General features: G+C 64.7%; 13 protein-coding genes and 2 tRNA genes. 6 read left to right on the top strand and 9 right to left on the bottom strand.

What is annotated here, in order from left to right; translation table 11 throughout:
- Window positions 1-251 precede the first annotated feature (251 nt).
- Both J9314_RS08670 and J9314_RS08665 read right to left on the bottom strand, forming a co-directional pair.
- Complete coding sequence (locus J9314_RS08670; protein WP_181275289.1) at window positions 252-1,007, bottom strand: SDR family oxidoreductase; 756 nt, start codon at window positions 1,005-1,007, stop codon at window positions 252-254.
- A gap of 66 nt (window positions 1,008-1,073) precedes the next feature.
- Entirely contained in the window at window positions 1,074-2,237 is a 1,164-nt protein-coding gene (locus tag J9314_RS08665) for an acyltransferase (protein WP_210605336.1), read from the bottom strand.
- Window positions 2,238-2,364: 127 nt separating this feature from the next.
- Between J9314_RS08665 and valS the strand changes: the two genes are divergently transcribed.
- Together valS and J9314_RS08655 are read left to right on the top strand one after the other, a co-directional pair.
- Window positions 2,365-5,010: a valine--tRNA ligase gene (valS, locus tag J9314_RS08660; RefSeq protein WP_210605335.1), complete on the top strand. Its 2,646-nt coding sequence runs from the start codon at window positions 2,365-2,367 to the stop codon at window positions 5,008-5,010.
- A 348-nt stretch (window positions 5,011-5,358) separates the two neighbouring features.
- On the top strand, window positions 5,359-6,051 hold the full coding sequence (locus tag J9314_RS08655) for an AIM24 family protein (RefSeq protein WP_181275292.1): 693 nt from the start codon (window positions 5,359-5,361) through the stop codon (window positions 6,049-6,051).
- A gap of 97 nt (window positions 6,052-6,148) precedes the next feature.
- Here J9314_RS08655 and J9314_RS08650 read toward each other — a convergent pair whose 3' ends face one another.
- From J9314_RS08650 to J9314_RS08620, 7 genes are all read right to left on the bottom strand, one after another.
- On the bottom strand, window positions 6,149-7,435 hold the full coding sequence (locus J9314_RS08650) for an MFS transporter (protein ID WP_210605334.1): 1,287 nt from the start codon (window positions 7,433-7,435) through the stop codon (window positions 6,149-6,151).
- Between the two features lie 12 nt (window positions 7,436-7,447).
- Window positions 7,448-8,734, bottom strand: coding sequence for an ATP-dependent Clp protease ATP-binding subunit ClpX (gene clpX / locus J9314_RS08645; protein ID WP_210605333.1), 1,287 nt, complete (start codon window positions 8,732-8,734; stop codon window positions 7,448-7,450).
- A gap of 221 nt (window positions 8,735-8,955) precedes the next feature.
- Window positions 8,956-9,600, bottom strand: a complete 645-nt coding sequence (locus J9314_RS08640; protein ID WP_166971456.1) for an ATP-dependent Clp protease proteolytic subunit — start codon at window positions 9,598-9,600, stop codon at window positions 8,956-8,958.
- Window positions 9,601-9,626: 26 nt separating this feature from the next.
- Window positions 9,627-10,223 (bottom strand): ATP-dependent Clp protease proteolytic subunit, encoded by a 597-nt coding sequence (locus tag J9314_RS08635; protein WP_166975828.1) that lies wholly within the window; start codon window positions 10,221-10,223, stop codon window positions 9,627-9,629.
- A 204-nt stretch (window positions 10,224-10,427) separates the two neighbouring features.
- Window positions 10,428-11,786 (bottom strand): trigger factor, encoded by a 1,359-nt coding sequence (tig, locus tag J9314_RS08630; protein ID WP_210605332.1) that lies wholly within the window; start codon window positions 11,784-11,786, stop codon window positions 10,428-10,430.
- 213 nt (window positions 11,787-11,999) lie between these two features.
- The gene (locus J9314_RS08625) at window positions 12,000-13,415 is read right to left on the bottom strand and encodes a hypothetical protein (protein WP_246490695.1); all 1,416 of its coding nucleotides are present in this window, start codon (window positions 13,413-13,415) and stop codon (window positions 12,000-12,002) included.
- 68 nt (window positions 13,416-13,483) lie between these two features.
- A tRNA-Gly gene (locus J9314_RS08620) sits at window positions 13,484-13,557 on the bottom strand.
- 135 nt (window positions 13,558-13,692) lie between these two features.
- Here J9314_RS08620 and J9314_RS08615 point away from each other — a divergent pair.
- The 4 genes from J9314_RS08615 (at window position 13,693) to J9314_RS08600 (ending at window position 18,057) form a co-directional block, all read left to right on the top strand.
- Window positions 13,693-13,766 (top strand) — tRNA-Pro (locus tag J9314_RS08615).
- Between the two features lie 953 nt (window positions 13,767-14,719).
- On the top strand, window positions 14,720-16,531 hold the full coding sequence (locus J9314_RS08610) for a DUF7933 domain-containing protein (protein WP_210605331.1): 1,812 nt from the start codon (window positions 14,720-14,722) through the stop codon (window positions 16,529-16,531).
- Between the two features lie 360 nt (window positions 16,532-16,891).
- Window positions 16,892-17,536, top strand: coding sequence for a hypothetical protein (locus J9314_RS08605; protein ID WP_210605330.1), 645 nt, complete (start codon window positions 16,892-16,894; stop codon window positions 17,534-17,536).
- Complete coding sequence (locus J9314_RS08600; protein WP_210605329.1) at window positions 17,533-18,057, top strand: TetR/AcrR family transcriptional regulator; 525 nt, start codon at window positions 17,533-17,535, stop codon at window positions 18,055-18,057. The genes J9314_RS08605 and J9314_RS08600 overlap by 4 nt, the downstream gene beginning before the upstream one ends.
- The last annotated feature ends 312 nt before the right edge of the window (window positions 18,058-18,369 follow it).

Genomic DNA, 18,369 nt, shown 5'->3' with positions numbered 1-18,369 from the left:
ACAGTTGCCGCGGTACCACCTCGCTTATCCGCAGCCCGCCCCGATGGGGCCGAGCCGTGGATCGCTCATTCTCAGGACGCTGACGGGTCCACCCGTCCGGTTCTACTGAGGTCACCACGCATTCGTCCGCCGAGGCGGTGCTGTGCTGTCGTGGACCCGTTCTTCCGGATGCTCCCCGGTGATGGCCGGATCGATGCACTCCAATCGTATACCGTCGACTCCGCCCGAGACCACTCCGCGGCGGGACGGGCTCACAGTCCCTTGTTGCGCGCCACCTTGTGCTGAGCTGCCTGCGCGATGGGTCGGATGACCATGAGGTCGACGTTGAAGTGGTGCGGCCGAGTCAGGGTGTAGACGACCGCATCGGCGACGTCCTCGGCGGTCAGCGGCTTCTCGACGCCCTCGTAGACCTTCGCCGCCTTCGAAGCGTCACCGCCGAGGCGCTTGACGCTGAATTCGTCGGTGGCGACCATTCCGGGGGCGATCTCGATGACACGCACGGGTTCTCCGGCGAGTTCGAGGCGGAGTGTCGCGGCCATCGAGTGCGAGCCGTGCTTGGCCGCAACGTAGCCGCCGCCTCCTTCGTAGGCCTGATGTCCGGCGGTCGAGGACATCACGACGATGTCCCCGCGACCGGATTCGATGAGGGCGGGCAGAAGGGCCTTGACCGTGCGCAGGACGCCGAGCACATTGATCTCGAACATGTCCCGCCAGCCGTCCACGGAGGCGTCGGCCACAGTGTCGGTGCCGAATGCGGCACCGGCATTGGCCACGAGCGAGTGCACTGCTCCCCCGGCGAGGACCTCCTCGGCCATGGCCGTCACAGCGGCGTCATCGGTGAGGTCGGCGACGATGTAGTCGGCTCCGGTCTCCTCGGCGAGGGCCTTGAGCCTGTCCTCACGTCGGGCCACGGCCACGACGTCCCATCCCTGTTCACGCAGCTGACGAACCGTGGCCGCACCGATGCCTGAGCTGGCGCCCGTGACGACTGCCCGCAATGTCTCCATCCTCATCCTCCTGGTTCTCGGCCCCGCGGTCGCGGGTGCCTCATCCGCACACCAGTCTACGGATTCTCAGGCCCCTTGGGGATCCGGATCCTGGGTCCGGCGGTGCACCTCCCCGGCTGCGGGAGACGAGACGGGTGGGGGCGTCGGAGGTTTGTCGAGCCTCCGGCGAGGGTTGCGCGGTCCGCCTTCGCCGAAGACCGTCCGTACGCCGGGGATCTTCACGGCCACCCAGGTGACGGCCGTGCAGACGATCGTGTAGGCGATCGGCATGATCACGGCGTGCAGGAGGACCCCGGGAACGGTGTCGGGCAGGCCCATCTCGTTGCGCACCGGATAGAGCACGAGCGGGTGGAGGAGGAATACTCCGAAGGAGTACGGATAGAACCGGTGCAGCAGGCCGAAGCCGCGGCGCAGGTGGAAGTGCAGCAGCAGATAGGCCGCCAGCGACGAGACGACGACGCCGGGGGCGAGGTATTCGTAGGGGAACATCCATGGCTTGTCACCAGGGCCGAGTCCCGCCCACACGGCGGTGCCTGCGATCGCGGCGAGCAGCGCGACCCAGGCGAGCATCGCCCCGCGCACCGACAGAACGATGTCGCGCAGCACCCAACCGAGGATGTAGAAGCCGGCCATGGGCAGGAACCGTGTGGCGATATTGGCCTCACCGACGTCGTAGATCATCGACACCCACTGGTCGAGCATTCCGATGCCGAGGAAGATCAGCCCCGTGCCCCACTGCAGTCGACGGGAACCGTGCACGCTCAGCAGCCGGAAGAACGGAGTGAGCAGGGTCAGGCCGGCGAGCACGTAGAGGAAGTAGAGCTGGACGAACGGCGAACCGGTGAGGATCGCAATCCCGGGATTCCAGTCGCTGTCCGGCTCGAGGTAGAAGCGGCGGAAGAGCACGTAGACGAGGGTCCAGAAGACGAGGGGGATGCCGATGCGCCAGACGCGTTTGGACAGAAATCTCCGCGGCTTGCTGCCGCGCTCGGGGTCGAGGGCCAGGGCACCGGAGACCATGATGAACACAGGCACCGACCATCGGCAGGCCGAGTCGATGGCGTTCGCCAGCCACCAGTCCGGTCCCATATCGGCGAAGTTCGTCTCAACGACGGTGCCGAGGGAATGGATGGCGACGACGGCGACGATCGCGATCACTCGGGCAGGGTTCATCCATGCCGTCGAGGTGGCCGGTGGATTCTCTGTCGGAATTCGGTCCAGGGGCGCCATATGCCAATAATCTCATTGTCCGCATCGCTTGCGTCTCACGTCCTCTTCAGGATGTGAGACCGCCCACCCGACCGAGGGCAGCGGACCGGTTTGGCCGAATCCGCACCGGGTGAGAAAATCAGCAGTTATGAACACTCCTGCCTTTTCGGACTCGACGCACGAGTCAGTGAATCTGCCTGACAAGCCGGCCCTCGAGGGCCTGCGGGACAAATGGGACGCTCAGTGGAGCGAGTCGGGCGTCTACGCATTCGACGCCGAGACCGATCGCGCGCAGGTCTACTCCATCGACACTCCCCCGCCGACAGCTTCGGGTTCGCTGCACGTCGGACACGTATTCTCCTATACGCAGACCGACATCATCGCCCGTTACCAGCGGATGCAGGGCAAGAACGTGTTCTACCCCCTGGGCTGGGACGACAACGGCCTGCCCACCGAACGCCGGGTGCAGAACTACTACGGCGTGACGTGCGATCCCGGCCAGGCCTACGATCCGGACTTCCAGCCCCCGGAGAAGGCTCCGAAGAACTCCCGGGACTTCGTGAAGATCTCCCGCCGGAACTTCATCGAACTCTGTGAACGGCTCTCGGCAGAGGACGAGCAGGTCTTCGAAGATCTCTTCCGCTCCACCGGCCTGTCCGTGGATTGGAAGTACACCTACCGCACGATCGACGACGATTCGCGAGCCGTGAGCCAGCGGGCGTTCCTCACCGATCTCGCCGGCGGCCACGCTTATTCTCAGGATGCGCCGACGATGTGGGATGTCACCTTCGGCACCGCTGTGGCACAGGCCGAACTCGAGGATCGGGAGAAGGAAGGCGCTTATCACAAGGTGAAGTTCTTCCCCGAGGGAGCCGACGGACTGGCCGACACCTCGGCGGAGCCCATCATCATCCTCACCTCGCGACCCGAGCTCATTCCCGCCGTGGTGGCCCTCGTCGCCCACCCCGATGACGAACGCTACGCACCGCTGTTCGGAACGAACGTCGTCTCCCCCCTGTTCGGCGTCAGCGTCGAGGTTCGCGCTCATGAACTCGCGAAGTCCGATAAGGGCACCGGCATCGCCATGGTCTGCACCTTCGGCGACCTCACCGACGTCACCTGGTGGCGTGAACTCGACCTGCCGACCCGCGCGGTGATCAACCGCGGCGGTCGTCTGGGGCTCGAGGTGCCCGAGTGGATCGCCGCTTCCCCGAAGCCCGAGGCGAAGGCCAACTACGAGGCCCTGGCCGGCAAGACGACGTTCACTGCGCGTAAGGACATCGCGCAGATGCTCGCCGACTCCGGTGACCTCATCGGTGAGATCGAGCCGATCACCCATCCGGTGCCGTTCTATGAGAAGGGCGACAAGCCGCTCGAGGTCGTCACCAGCCGTCAGTGGTACATCCGCAACGGCGGCCGTTCGGCGGAGCTGCGGGATGCACTCATCGCTCGGGGCCGCGAGATCGAATGGCACCCGTCGTTCATGCGCTCGCGCTACGAGAACTGGGTGGAGAATCTCAACGGCGACTGGCTCGTCTCCCGGCAGCGCTACTTCGGCGTGCCGATCCCCCTGTGGTACCGCCTCGACTCCGATGGAGCCCCGGACTACGAGAACCCGATCGTGCCCGAAAACCTGCCGGTCGATCCGATCGCCGAGGCGCCTGGCGGTTTCACAGAGGATCAGCGTGACGTGCCCGGGGGGTTCACCGCCGACCCGGACGTCCTCGACACGTGGGCGACGTCGTCGCTGACGCCGCAGCTGCTCGGGGGCTGGTCGCGCGACGAGGAGTTCTTCGACAAGGTCTTCCCCTTCGATCTGCGTCCGCAGGGACACGACATCATCCGCACCTGGCTGTTCTCGACCGTGGTCCGGGCGAATTCGCTCAATGACGCGGCCCCGTGGAAGCATGCGGCGCTGTCCGGATGGATCCTCGACCCCGACCGGAAGAAGATGTCGAAGTCGAAGGGCAACGTCGTCGTCCCCTCTGACATCCTCGCCGAAGCCAAGCCCGGTTACGGCCCGGATGCCGTGCGCTACTGGGCTGCCAGTGCCAAATTGGGCGCAGACACCGCCTATGACGTCACTCAGATGCAGATCGGTCGACGCCTGGCGATGAAGCTGCTCAATGCGTCGAAGTTCGCCCTTGCACAGGGAGTCCACGCAGGACTCATCGGACAGCTCGGGGCTGTGACTCACGACCTCGACCGAGCGCTGTTGGCGAAGCTCGCCGAGGTCGTCGATCAGGCCGGAACCCACATGGCTGCGTACGACTATGCTCATGCCCTGCGTGTGGCCGAGAGCTTCTTCTGGGAGTTCACCGACGACTACGTCGAACTCGTCAAGGACCGTTCGTACGGCGCCTCCGGCAGCGATGACCAAGTCTCGGCGCATGTCACTCTTGCGACAGCGCTCGACGTGCTGCTGCGCCTGTTCGCACCGTTCATGCCCTTCGTCACCGAGGAGGTCTGGTCATGGTGGCGCACCGGTTCGGTCCATCGTGCGACCTGGCCGGCCGATGAGTCGCTCAGCGTTCCGGGGGCCTCTGTGGATCCGGAGCTGCTCGCTTCTGTCGCGGCCGCTCTCACCGAGATCCGACGAACGAAGACTGAGGCCAAGGTCTCCCAGAAGACCGGTGTCGCAGCGATCACGATCCAGGCGCCGGCCGCGGTCGTGTCGGCGATCCGGTCGGCAGAAGGCGATCTTCGGGCCGCGGGCCGCATCGAGAACCTCGCCACAGAGGAGTCCGGAGACACGATCACGATCGGCGACGTCAGGTTCGTCGAACAGGCCTGATTGCCGGACTGATCACCAGCCCGAGCACCGACCGACCGCCGGCCTGATCATGGACCCGATCGCTGGCCGAGCCCAGAGACCCTGCGGCGCCCCTCTCACCTGGATGGGAAGCGGACCGCCGCAGGGTCTCTGCATGTCATCGTCCACGGGACTCCGAATGCCATCGGCATCGGGAGACATGCCATCGGTCAGGTGAGGCATGGCATCAGCCACGGGAAACCGCACCGCCCCGGGCGTGTTCCGGGATCGGCACACGAAATCCGCTCTCTCCGCTCGGGCGTCCACGTAGGATGGATCCGACAACCGAAGAAGTACGGAATTCCGTCCTGACCGAAAGGCCTGTGGATCATGAGAAGCGAACTCTTTTCCCAGCGCAATGCCGAGATCCAGAACCAGGATCGCTGGACCCTCCAGTCGAAGAAGATGCTGCGCACGGTGATCACCCCGAACGCTCCGATGATCGCCACCAAGGGCGCCATGGTCGCCTATCAGGGCGATGTCCGCTTCACCCACCAGGGGTCGAAGTCGGTCGGGCAGTTCATGAAGAAGGCCGCGACCGGTGAGGGCGGCAACGTCATGCGCGTTGAGGGTCACGGTGAGATCTTCTTCGCCCGTGAGGCCTCGAACATCTTCATGATGGCCCTCGAAGGACCCCAGGATGCGCTGACGGTCAACACGTCGAACCTGCTCGCCTTCGACGACGCACTGAGCTGGGAGATCAAGCGGATCAAGGGCGGAGTCGGCGCCATGGTCAGCGGCTCGGGTCTGTTCAATCTCGAACTCGCAGGGCAGGGCACCGCCGCCATCTGCTGCAAGGGCGAGCCGATGGTGCTCGACTGCTCTCAGCAGCCGACGTTCGTCGACCCGCAGGCCGCCGTCTGCTGGTCGTCTGCACTGGCCCCGCAGATCAAGACCGATGTCAGTGTCGGCACGTTCTTCGGCCGCGGCTCCGGCGAGTCGGTCCAGCTGGCCTTCCACGGTCCAGGCTTCGTCGTGGTTCAGCCCGCCGAGAACGCGGTCTACTCGGCTGCCCAGGGCTGATCCCGGACTCTCCGAGACTACGCCGGAGCGCCGAGGCCACTGTGCACACGCCGTGGTCTCGGCGCTCCGGCGTGGTCTCGCAGTCTGCGAGCAGGTCTCAGTCGGTGACCACGGTCTGTTCGCGACCGCCACGCTCGACTCGGTACCTCACGAACGCGGGGAAGATCATTGCACACGTGAGGACGAGCACGATGACGGCGAGTCCGCCGCCCGCCGAGGCGATCGTGGTATCCGAGGCGGCAGCGACCGAACCGTGCAACACGTCGGCGATCCTCGGCCCGCCGGCGACGACGACGATGAAGACACCCTGCATACGGCCGCGCATGTCATCGGTGGCCGCCTCCTGGAGCATCGTCGATCGGAAGGCCGAGGAGATGATGTCCGCTCCCCCGCCGACCGCCAGCCCGCAGAGCGCAACGATGAGTGCGGCCAGCCAGAAGCCGGAGGCGAGTTCGAGGGACAGACCGAAGACTGTCATCGCCGAGCCCCAGACGATGATCGCGACGATCACTGCCAGCCCCTGACGTTCGACCTTCGAGACCCAGCCGGAGAAGATTCCGGCCAGGGCGCTGCCGCCGGCCAGGGCGGCGAAGAGCAGGGAGAAGACGATGCCGCCTTCGGGCGGTCCGCCGAAGGACTCCGCGGCGATCTGGGGAAACAGCGCCCTCGGCATGCCGAAGACCATGGCGATGATGTCGACGAGGAGGGAGACCATGACGACCGTGTTCGTCCCCAGATACCGGAACCCGTCGACGATGCCTTTGAACCCTGATCGTGTATCCGGCTGCTTCTTCGGCAAGAGTGACGGCAGCCGAATGACTGCGTAGAGCGTCGCGAAGAGGAAGACCGCGTCGAGGACGTAGAGCAGCTGGTATCCGAAGAGCGGGATGAGCGCCCCGCCGATGACCGGGCCGACGACGGCGCCGAGGGTCATCACCGTCATATTCAGCGAGTTCGCCGCCGGCAGCAGATCAAGCGGGATGATCGTCGGAATCAACGCCCCCTTCGCCGGCTGGTTGAGGCCGAAGAAGGCCTGCTGCATTGAGAACACCGACAGCAGCAGCCAGACGTTGTCGACGTTCGCCACCGCAAGCACGGCGAGGAGCGCACTGGTGACGATGAGACCGATGGTCGAGATCACCAGCAGCCGACGACGGTCGATGACATCAGCCAAGGATCCGCCCCACAGGCCGAACACGACGAGCGGGACGAGTCCGAACGCACCGGCGAGTCCGACGTATCCGGAGGAACCGGTGATGTGGTAGATCTGCGCGGGAATCGCGACGACCGTCATCTGGGCACCAATGACGGTGACGATATTGGCCAGCCACAGACGCCGGAATGCGGCGTATCTCAGTGGTCGTGTATCAGCGAAGAGCCTCATGGACTAAGAGGCTCAGGCGGACTTCTTGTTCGTCCTGCTCCGCGTCTTCGGCACCAGGGTCGGTGCGACGTTGGACTCGACAACATCCTTGGTCACGACGACCTCGGCGATGTCCTCGCGCGACGGGACGTCGAACATGACCGGCTGCAGGACCTCTTCCATGATCGACCGCAGGCCACGAGCACCGGTGCCGCGGAGCAGCGCGAGATCGGCGATGGCTTCGAGAGCCTCGGTCTCGAAGGTCAGTGAGACGTTGTCGAACTCGAACATGCGCTGGTACTGCTTGACCAAGGCGTTCTTCGGTTCGGTGAGGATGGACATGAGGGCCGCACGGTCGAGGTTCGACACGGTGGCCAGCACCGGGAGGCGTCCGATGAACTCGGGAATGAGACCGAACTTGAGCAGATCCTCGGGAAGGATATCGGCGTAGAGGTCCTCTTCGTCGTTCTTCGACTGGAGCAGGGCACCGAAGCCGATGCCGTGCTTGCCCTTGCGGCCGGCGACGATCTCCTCCATCCCGGCGAACGCGCCGGCGACGATGAAGAGGACGTTCGTCGTGTCGATCTGCAGGAAGTCCTGGTGCGGATGCTTGCGTCCTCCCTGCGGCGGCACGGAGGCCTGAGTGCCCTCGAGGATCTTCAGCAGCGCCTGCTGCACGCCCTCGCCGGAGACGTCGCGGGTGATCGACGGGTTCTCGGACTTGCGGGCGATCTTGTCGATCTCGTCGATGTAGATGATGCCGTGCTCGGCGCGCTGGATATCGAAGTCTGCGGCCTGGATGAGCTTGAGGAGGATGTTCTCGACGTCTTCGCCGACGTAGCCGGCCTCCGTCAGAGCGGTGGCATCGGCGACGGCGAACGGCACGTTGAGGCGCTTGGCCAATGATTGGGCCAGGTAGGTCTTCCCCGAGCCGGTGGGGCCGACGAGCAGGATGTTCGACTTCGCGATCTCGACCTCGGCGTCGCTGCCGCCGAGGGTCTTCGTGTCCTCGCCAGACTGCAGAGAGCGGATGCGCTTGTAGTGGTTGTACACGGCGACGGACAGCGCCTTCTTCGCGGGCTCCTGGCCGACGACGTACTCCTGCAGGAAGTCGAAGATCTCCCGCGGCTTCGGCAGCTCAAGCTCGGCCTGATCGGTGCTGGAATCGCTGAGTTCCTCTTCGATGATCTCGTTGCAGAGTCCGATGCATTCATCGCAGATGTAAACACCAGGTCCGGCGATAAGTTTCCGAACCTGCTTCTGGGACTTCCCACAGAAGTTGCATTTGAGCAGATCTGCTCCGTCCGCACTGCGAGCCACTGTCACAACCTTTCGCCAGGGCACTTGGCCCCAACTCTACCGCTCGTGTTTCCTGTACCTCAATAGCTTCCCATACGACGCTGACACGAGTCCCCAGCGGCGTCATTCGGTGTGTCGCACGGCCGAGTCGTCACCGCGACCGACCGGACGCGCGAACGGGTCCGCACGAGTGGTGTCGTGCGGACCCGTTTCCGCTGGCCTTCACGGCCAGGCGACGGTGATCAGTCCGCGTTCTTGCGCGAGGACAGCACCTGGTCGACGAGACCGTAGTCCTTGGCCTGTTCGGCCGTGAGGAAGAGGTCGCGTTCGATGTCGTTCGACACCTGCGTCGCTTCCTTGTTCGAGTGCTTGGCCAGAGTTCCCTCGAGCCACTCACGCATCCGCAGCACCTCGGCGGCCTGGATCTCGAGGTCGGACGCCTGGCCCTGCCCCTGTCCCTGCATCGCCGGCTGGTGGATGAGCACTCGCGCGTTCGGCAGCGCCAGTCGCTTGCCGGGTGTTCCGGCGGCGAGCAGCACGGCCGCGGCCGACGCGGCCTGGCCCAGGCACACGGTCTGGATCTCCGGTTTGATGTACTGCATCGTGTCGTAGATCGCCGTCATTGCCGTGAACGAGCCGCCGGGCGAATTGATGTAAAGGGTGATGTCGCGGTCCGGATCCTGGGATTCGAGCACCAGCAGCTGGGCCATGACATCGTCGGCGGAGGTGTCATCGACCTGCGCGCCGAGGAAGACCACGCGGTCATCGAAGAGCTTGGTGTACGGATCCTGGCGCTTGAATCCGTAGGGGGTGCGCTCCTCGAACTGGGGCATGACATAACGCGACTGCGGCATGTTCGACGCCGTCGAACCCGGCATAAAGTTCATTGAATTCATTCTTCCCTCACTCCTGCTCAGTTGTTCTCGACATCGGACGCGCGGGTGACCATCTTGTCGATGAAGCCGTATTCCAGGGCCTCTTCGGCGGTGAACCAGTGGTCGCGATCGTTGTCCTTGAGGATCTGCTCGAGAGACTTGCCGGTTTGCTCAGCAGTCAGTTCCGCCATCTGCTTCTTCATGTGCAGGATCAGCTCGGCCTGGATCTTGATGTCCGTGGCCGTGCCGCCGATGCCGCCCAGCGGCTGGTGCATGAGGATGCGGGCGTGCGGGGTGGCATAGCGCTTTCCCGGGGTGCCCGAGGACAGCAGGAACTGCCCCATCGAGGCGGCCATGCCCATCGCCACGGTCGAGACGTCGGGCTTGATGTACTGCATGGTGTCGTAGATGGCCATACCCGCGGTGACCGATCCGCCCGGGGAGTTGATGTAGAGCGAGATGTCCGCTTCCGGATCCTCAGCGGCCAGCAGCATCATCTGCGCACAGATCGCGTTGGCGTTGTCGTCACGCACCTCTGAACCGAGCCAGATGATGCGTTCCTTGAGGAGACGGTTGAAGATATGGTCGTCCAGTCCCATTCCCCCACCGGCGTCGAGGCCGACGGGCGCTGTCATGTCGTGTGCGCTCACGTTTCACTCCTGTGTTCTGTGGATGGCTTGATATGGACTCTAACCGCTGACCATCGGGTTTTAGTCCGAGGCGGTGCCTGTGTTCGCCCTCAGCGTGAAAGGCAGCAGCGGAGATGCGAAGACGGCGGGTGCGGAACCGAATCCGCACCCGCCGTCTGATCAGGAATCCACCGCCGAGGCGGCTCTTCCTCAGTTCTCTTCCGCGGCCTCCGGGGTCTCTTCGTCCGCGTCGTCGGCCTCGGCGTCAACAGCCTCGGCGTCGTCATCGTCTCCTGCGGAGGTGAAGGCCTCCATGTCGACGACGTTTCCGGCGGTGTCCTTGACGGTGGCACCGGCGAGGACGGCGGCCAGGGCCTTGCGGCGCGAGACCTCTCCGACCAGGGCGTTGACCTGTCCGGAGCTGTCGAGCATCTGGGCGAACTCGTTCGGGTTCATGCCGTACTGCTGCGAAGCGGAGATCAGGTACTCGATGAGTTCGGGCTGGCTGACCTCGACGTTCTCGGTCTCGGAGACGGCATCGAGGATGAACTGGGTGCGCAGGTTGCGCTCGGTCTCCTCGGTGACCTCCTTGCGGTGCTCGTCGTCATCGACCCGGTTCTCGGACTCGAGGTGACGCTCCACCTCGTCGGTGACGATCTTGGCCGGAACGGGGACCTCGAGGGTCTCGATGAGGTGCTCGAGGACCTTGTCGCGGGCCTGCACGCCCTGGTCGGTCTCCTTCTGCTTGGCGGCCTGCTCACGCAGATCGTCACGCAGCTCGGCGATGGTGTCGAACTCGCTGGCCAGCTGGGCGAAGTCATCGTCGGCCTCGGGCAGTTCGCGTTCCTTCACAGCGCTCAGGGTGATCTTCACGGTGCCCTGTTCGCCGGCGTGCTCGCCACCGGCGAAGGTGGTCTCGAAGGTCGTGGTCTCACCGGCGGAGAGGCCGTCGAGGGCCTCGTCCATGCCCTCGAGCATGGTTCCGGCGCCGACCTGGTACGAGATGTCAGAGGCGGTGTCGATCTCCCCGTCACCGATGGTGGCGACGAGGTCGAGAGTGACGAAGTCGTCCTTCGCGGCGGGACGCTCGACCGAGGTCAGGGTGCCGAAGCGGGTGCGCAGCTGCTCGAGCTCGGCATCCACGTCTTCGTCGGTGACCTCGATGGGGTCGACCTCGACGGTGATCGAGTCGTAGGCGGGCAGTTCGATCTCGGGGCGAACGTCGACCTCGACGGTGAAGCCCAGGTCGCCGTCTTCGGTGCCGTCGAGTCCGGGCACCTCGGAGATCTCGACCTCGGGCTGGCCCATCGGCTTGAGCTCGTTCTCATCGACCGCGGTGCGGTAGAAGTCATCGAGGCCGTTGTTGATGGCCTCCTGGATCACTGCCGGCCGGCCGATCCGCTGATCGATGATGCGAGTCGGGACCTTGCCCTTGCGGAAGCCGGGGACGGTGACCTGCGCACCGATGGTCTTGTATGCCTCGTCGACGCTCGGTTTGAGTTCGGCGTATGGGACTTCCACGCTGATCTTGACCCGCGTGGGGTCGAGTTGCTCGACGGAGCTCTTCACAGTGCGACCTTTCAATTTCGACAGTCATGCATTTGCGGCCATCTTCCGACCCGACCGGCCCAGTTCGTGACCACAAACGGTCAGCTCACAGCCTGATCGGCCATCTCCTGGCCTGAGGGGGAGCGAAAGTCCACGAATACTTCGCGCACGTCCGCAAGACGCAATCACCCATATTACGCGAAACCCCAACCGATACGCGAAACCGGGCGCATTTCACCCGTCGTCGCAGCGCGAGGGTCCGTAGAGCTCATCGAGGGTGATGATGACATTCGCCGCTGTCCAGGACAGCGGTGCCACTGAGACGGGCTCACCGTCGGCGCTGACCTTCTCGGGAAAGGAACCGACGACGGTGCGGTTCGCGCTCAGCCAATCGAGGACCGCCTCGGCGCGTTCGACGTCCCCGAGGCGGGCGAAGCCGAGCCCCATGAGCGAGGTCGACGGGGTCCAGCTCGACCGGTCGATGATCCAGCCGTGTCCGGGCTTGATCCCACCGGCCGGCTGTTCCAGCCGCTCCCAGGCGCCCGCGAGCATCGGTGCCTCGAGCACGGGCGGTTTCGCGCGCTTGCCCTGTCCTGCCGCCGAAGCTGCCGATACATCGCGCGCGCCTGCACCCGACAGCGAGAGGTAGGCGATGGCCGAGTCGGGTCCGCCCGAAGTCGGGTAGCGCTGCAGACCGTTGGCACCGAAGGTCCGGGCGAACGTCTCGGCAAAGGCCTGCGCGGTCCCGAGCACCCCATCCACTCCCCCGCCGAGGTGGTCCCACAGTTCCGGTTCTGCCGCGCAGAGTCCGCTCAGCGCGTCGAGGCCGACGAGTGTCGGCGCGGCCAGGCCGAGCGTGACCCTGGATTCGACGACCTCCCAGTAGTCCGGGCCCGCCGGCGGGAGGCTGTGGCCGTGTCCCGTGTGGTCGAAGAGCCGTTCGGATGTCCGGTGCAGGAGGCTCCGCAGTTCGGCCAGAGCGAACGATTCGCCGTTCGCCGATGGCGCGGAGTGGACCTCGGTGACCGCCCACAGGACCAGTCCCAGCGCGTCGAACTGAGATTGACGGTCATCGGGGGCCAGGCCCGTCTCGGGTATCACCCGAGCGGCGAACGAACCGTCGGACGCCTGCAGTGATTGGAGATAGAGGAGCTGCTTCCAGCCGTATTCGGCGAAGCCGATGCGTGCGAACGCGACCGCGGCGAATGCGGCATCGCGGGCCCAGATGTAGCGCCAGGGGCCGACTCCTCCGGCCAACGTCGCCGGCAGTTCGTCGCTGAGCACCCAGAGATCGAGCAGGGCGGAGACCGCCGCCTCTCGTCGCTGCGCGGGCAGGGTGGCAAGCCAGGGGGCGCATCCGTCGAGGAAGTCCTGCTGACGTCGCGCGGGGCCCGAATCGTCGACATCGGGCATCACCCGCGAGGAAGCAGGTAGGTCTCGCGCTTCGTCAACCCCAAGACCCTTGCGTCGCCCTGACTTCGTGTAGGCGACCGTGACCGATCGGACCGGGTCGGGGTGGCCCGCCTCGGCGATGCCTGCGGCTATACCACCTCCGAGTCCGAGCAGACCCAGCCCGATGGCACCCCCGGAGAGGACCTGGCGGCGGGAGAGTCGCGCAGTCGGCATCCGCCCCAGTCCTCGTCCGTGCATGGCCGTATCCTACCGGGAGGGGCGTGTGGGCAGAAAAAACCGGCCTGACCCGAAGGTCAGACCGGCCGTGGAGGGGATGACGGGAATCGAACCCGCACCATCAGTTTGGAAGACTGAGGCTCTACCATTGAGCTACATCCCCGTGGCGCGAGATCGACTATAGTCGAGACTTCGCACCGGCACCAAATCGGTCTTTCATGAACTAGGTCACATCGCCGGCGAACCCCGAGTCCGAGGTGCGATTGCAGACCCGGCTGTGGTTAGATAGTAGCCGTCACGGGATGTGGCGCAGCTTGGTAGCGCATCTGTTTTGGGAACAGAGGGTCGCAGGTTCAAATCCTGTCATCCCGACCGACTTGGGTCGTTCGGAGAATCAACTCCGGGCGGCCCTTTGCGCTTTCACTTCCACTCCGTTTCTTTCAGACAGAAGGAATGACTTCTGCCGTCACCGAAGAGACACTGAGATCACGCGCACTCTCGCTCATCGCATGCATGGTTCCGCCTTGGGCGCACCTCTCTGCACCAGGGGCGAGTTCATATGTACTGTGCGCCGCGTCAGTGGATGACGATCTGCGTCTTCGTCTTTCCCTGCCACTTCATGCCGCGTCGTGTTCTAGCCGTGCTTCCTCGACGCCTTGCCATCGACCAACACGTGATCACCGGTCACCTTCGTCCATCTCTTCTTCAGGCCAGGGTTCTTGGCAGTGCCGAACCCGTCTCGCATCCAGTAGATGCCCTTCGGGGTCTTCCCGTCGCCTTCGCGCTTCTTCGTCGCTGTACCGTGGTAGCCGAGCCGCCAGAGGCTCCGAGACCCGCCTTCGCCTGAATCGAAGTGTGCGACACATTCTGCGCCGAGGCTTGCGCGCCTGAGCCCCCGTAGGCCTGCGCAGGCTCCGCGATTACGCCGCTTCCGAGGACAAGTGCGCCTCCGAGGATTCGGGCCGAGAGCGGGCGGAGGAGCCTGCGCATCCTCGTCGTGCGGGCAGTTGAGGGCGTGAAGTCAGCCATGGTTGTCTCCTTCGTGCCAGGCCCTCCCTCACGAACGGAGCAGGAGCTTTCGCGGATTATCCGAGTAAATGAAATCACCTTTTAAGGTGATCTGCACATCAAGCAAGTCCGTTTTGGATATATCATGGTCTATTCTTAAAATAGACATGTAGTGACAACACTTCATCGGTAATCAATAGATTTGATAATCAAATATCTAAATAATTTGGGAGTGATTCTGCGGTCCTGCGGCAGAGAGCGCCGACTGCCGCCGTACGTACGCGAATCGCGCTATCCAGAGAAGGGAACGCCTGCTCGTGAAACTCATCCGCCATCTCACCGGCAGAGGGGTCGCCGCCATCGGTGCGCTCGGCCTCATCTGCACAGCCATCTATGGCGCCCCCGAGCCAGCCACAGCCGAAACAGCAACACTTGCCCCCACGCACGAAGCTGATGGTCTCCACGACCCCACCGAGCTGTTCTTCGAAGACTTCGAAGTGCAAGGGTCAGGCACTCACTCTCTTGAGTCCTACGCGGGCAGCACGGGGGCAACCTACACTGCCGACACCTACTACCTCTCGGCGGAGCATTGCAACGGGTTCATCACCAGCTTCGACCAATCCACCAAACCCGATGGACATTGCAAGTCCGTCGGCCAGTGGAACTTCGTGCGCCAGAAGGCATACGCCCTCGGCCTCCTCACCGACACCCCGGAGACGAACCGGGCAGTATCAAGCAACACCAACAATGCGATGCGCAGCGAGTCCGGCGATCTCGTGCCCATTGCGAAGCAGCGCATGCTCGCCACGACCGCCCCACTGGATATCAGGGAGACGAAGAACCGGTTCATCACCGCCTCCGTTGACTACGCAGCAACCTCGTGCCACTTCGCTCACCCTCTGCTGCGGCTGTCGCTGGTGACCGACGAGAATAACGAACTCCCGATATCCGAGAATGCGATTGACCCCTGCAGCGATCAACGGAGTGAAACCATCTCGTCGCCCATTTCACCCGATGGCGACATCTACTACGGGCGATTCCCTGCCGACTCCGCAATCCTTCTCGACAGCGATCACTTGGGTGTCGTTCTGCGCAACGACCAGGGAGAACACGAGGGCAATGATGGCGCGTTCGACAACATCCGCCTCCTCGATGCCACACCGCAGTTGACGAAGAGCTTCGGACCGGACACGGTGCACTTCGGCGAGACCTCGACACTGACCCTGGAAGTGTCGAACACCAGCGACCTCGGCGCGAAGCGGGGATGGTCGTTCGACGACCAGCTGCCTGAAGGCCTGACGGTGGCCGATGCTCCCGCTCAGGGAGGAACCTGCCGGGCCGTCGTCACAGCAGCCCCCGGCTCCTCGACGATCAGCGTCACCGACGGCACGCTCAACGCCGGTGACCGCACATGCACCATTACCGTCGACGTGACAGCGTCCGCCCCGACCGGTGGCGACGCGGAGCCCGCCTCGTTCGAGAACTGCGCGGCCAACATCGCGGAACCGGTGGGAATCGACCTGCCCGAGTGCGCCGAGGTGACGTTCACGCCGGCGCCCGAAGACGACGCCGACCCAGATGGCGATGACACTCTCGACGGCGACTCGGACCCCACTGCAGGCACGGCCTCGGACCCAACCAACGACGCCTCGACCGACGCCGACCCGAGCGCAGAGGCGCAGGACGACGCAGAGGCAGACACCGACCCGAAGGCTGAGGCGGACACTGGCTCCGGCCCGAAGGCGGACAGTGAGGCCGCGACCGACGCTGACAGCGACCCGAAGGCGGCAGCAGACACGGACTCCGACCCGACCAGCGAAGCCGCAGCAGACGCAGGCTCGGGATCAGACGCACGCTCGGAGGCAGACAGCGACGCGGATGCTGCTGACGCTGACGGTCCCGGCAACCCCAAAGGCGCTGAAGCGGACACCGCAGCATCCGCGGATGGCTCGTCCACGGCTGGTACCAGCACCGCGAGCGGCACAGATGGCAACGGTTCGAGCAACGACGGGCACCTGCCGCGCACCGGCGCGAACGGCGCCGCCTCCGTCGGGCTCGCGGGCGCTGTATTGGTCGCCGCCGGAGCACTCGCAGTCGCAGCCGCACGCAGGCGTCGAAACGACGCATGAGTCGCGCTGCGATTCACCGATAGACCACTGGCGGGCTGGCGGCAAGCACCCGGCCCGCCAGCTGGAGAGGCGTCGAACCGCCTCGATCGGCACCGCACAGGTGCCTGAGCGGGCTTCGGGCATGGGGGCCGAGGCCCGCTCACCTGAATGGCACGAGAGCCAAGCGCCGTTCCGCCTGCGGCTGCTCAGCCGCCAGAGGCCTGTACTACTCCGGCAGGCGCCGGTCCGCGTCGCCGCCGTCTCTTCGACCTCTCTGTGGGCGGCGGAGACCTGAAAACTCTCAGCTTCAGCCGTGGGGAAGACCCGACGGTGTACCCCTGTGCGCCCCGAAGTCGCATTGCGAAAGCCTTGAAGGAGGAGATGATCATTTCCGCTGACGAAGCTCTGCTGCGCGCACTGGAGCGGGCTCCGCTCCGCACGCTCAGGCTCCGGGAGATCCGCCGCCGGAAGATCGTGTCGAATCCGAGCATGAACCTCGCCGTGCTCATGCGGCACGGGCTCGTCACGCGCATCACGCGCGGCACCTACACGGCCAATCCCGACGGCTTCGACGAGGGCGAGTGGATGCCAGGGCCAGAGTTGCGCGCACTCGCATGGGCAGCCGCCACCTACGGAGACAGCGAAAAGGTAGCCCTCGCGGGGCTCTCTGCGGCAGCGCACTGGGTGGCATGCCCGCGTCCAACGGCAGAGGCGTGGATTATCGTCGATGATCCGTACCTGGCCGCCACCACCACGCGACTCGATGGGGCGGTGGATATCCACGTCCGCGATGTCAGCTTCACCGACTATGAACTCACAGTCGAGAACACCGTTCTCGGCCAGGTGCACGTGCTGAGTCCGCGGCAGACGCTCGCGGATCTCGAACGCGTGGGTGCGGGCGATGCCCGCGTGCGCGAGGCCATCGACCTGCTCCGCGCACAGGACACTCTCCCGCAGTCTCCACCGGAGGACAGCCGCAGCGAAAGCCGGAACCAGCAGCAGAACCCAATGGAGGAAGTGCAGTGAGCGACCGCCGTATTCTCGTCACCGACGCCGCCATCACCCTCATCGCGACGCGAGGGATGCGAAGCGTAACCCACAGGGCCATCGACGACTACCTCGGCATCCCACTCGGCTCAGCAGTCAACGTTGCGAAGAACCGCCAGAGCCTACTCGCCGTCGCGAGCGAAGGCGTCTGCCGGCGGCTCGACGCACGTTGCACCCAGGCACTCCAGGCGGAAGACAATGGGGTGACCTTTTGCACCGCGCTCGCCTGCGACGACCCGCGCGTCTTCCGCGCGTTCGCGATCCTCAGCTTCGACCCCGAGCCGGACTGGCAGAGCAAGAAAACTCTGCGCTCCGCCTTCGCCTCATTGGCGACCGTGCTGTCCACACTCGCCGGGATCACCGAGGCGCAGGCCCGGATGGTTCTCGGCAGCCTCCTCGCCCGGCTGGCCTGCGGACCAGCCAGGGCAGGCCAGCTGCGCGAGGAGCTGCCGGAGCTGTTGAGGCCAGCAGCGCCGGAGCCGCCGTGCGTCGACTGGTAGGCCGCGCGGGCGCTCGTTCCTACTCGAACAGCGCGTCGATGAACTCCTCCAGGTCGGCTACCGGTATTGGATGTGCCCGCCGAGAATCCCTATGTTCATAATTCCCTGACGAGTCAGCCATTCGGCCTGCGCATGAACATATCTCCGCGTCGACAGAACGCATCACCGAGGAATGCATTCTCCAAGCCATTCTTGATGCATTCTTTCGACGATTCTCCGCTCCACTCAATATAGATCGGGGGATCCTCTTCGCGACACTGTCCATCGGATGAGTCGGATGATTGGAATCCAAGCGAATGTCATCGGCATCTG

Origin of the sequence: Brevibacterium oceani (assembly GCF_017948325.1) — a bacterium.
Taxonomy (GTDB): Bacteria; Actinomycetota; Actinomycetes; order Actinomycetales; family Brevibacteriaceae; genus Brevibacterium; species Brevibacterium oceani.
Note: the sequence above shows the minus strand (reverse complement) of the source record. Positions and strands in the feature narration are given on the sequence as shown.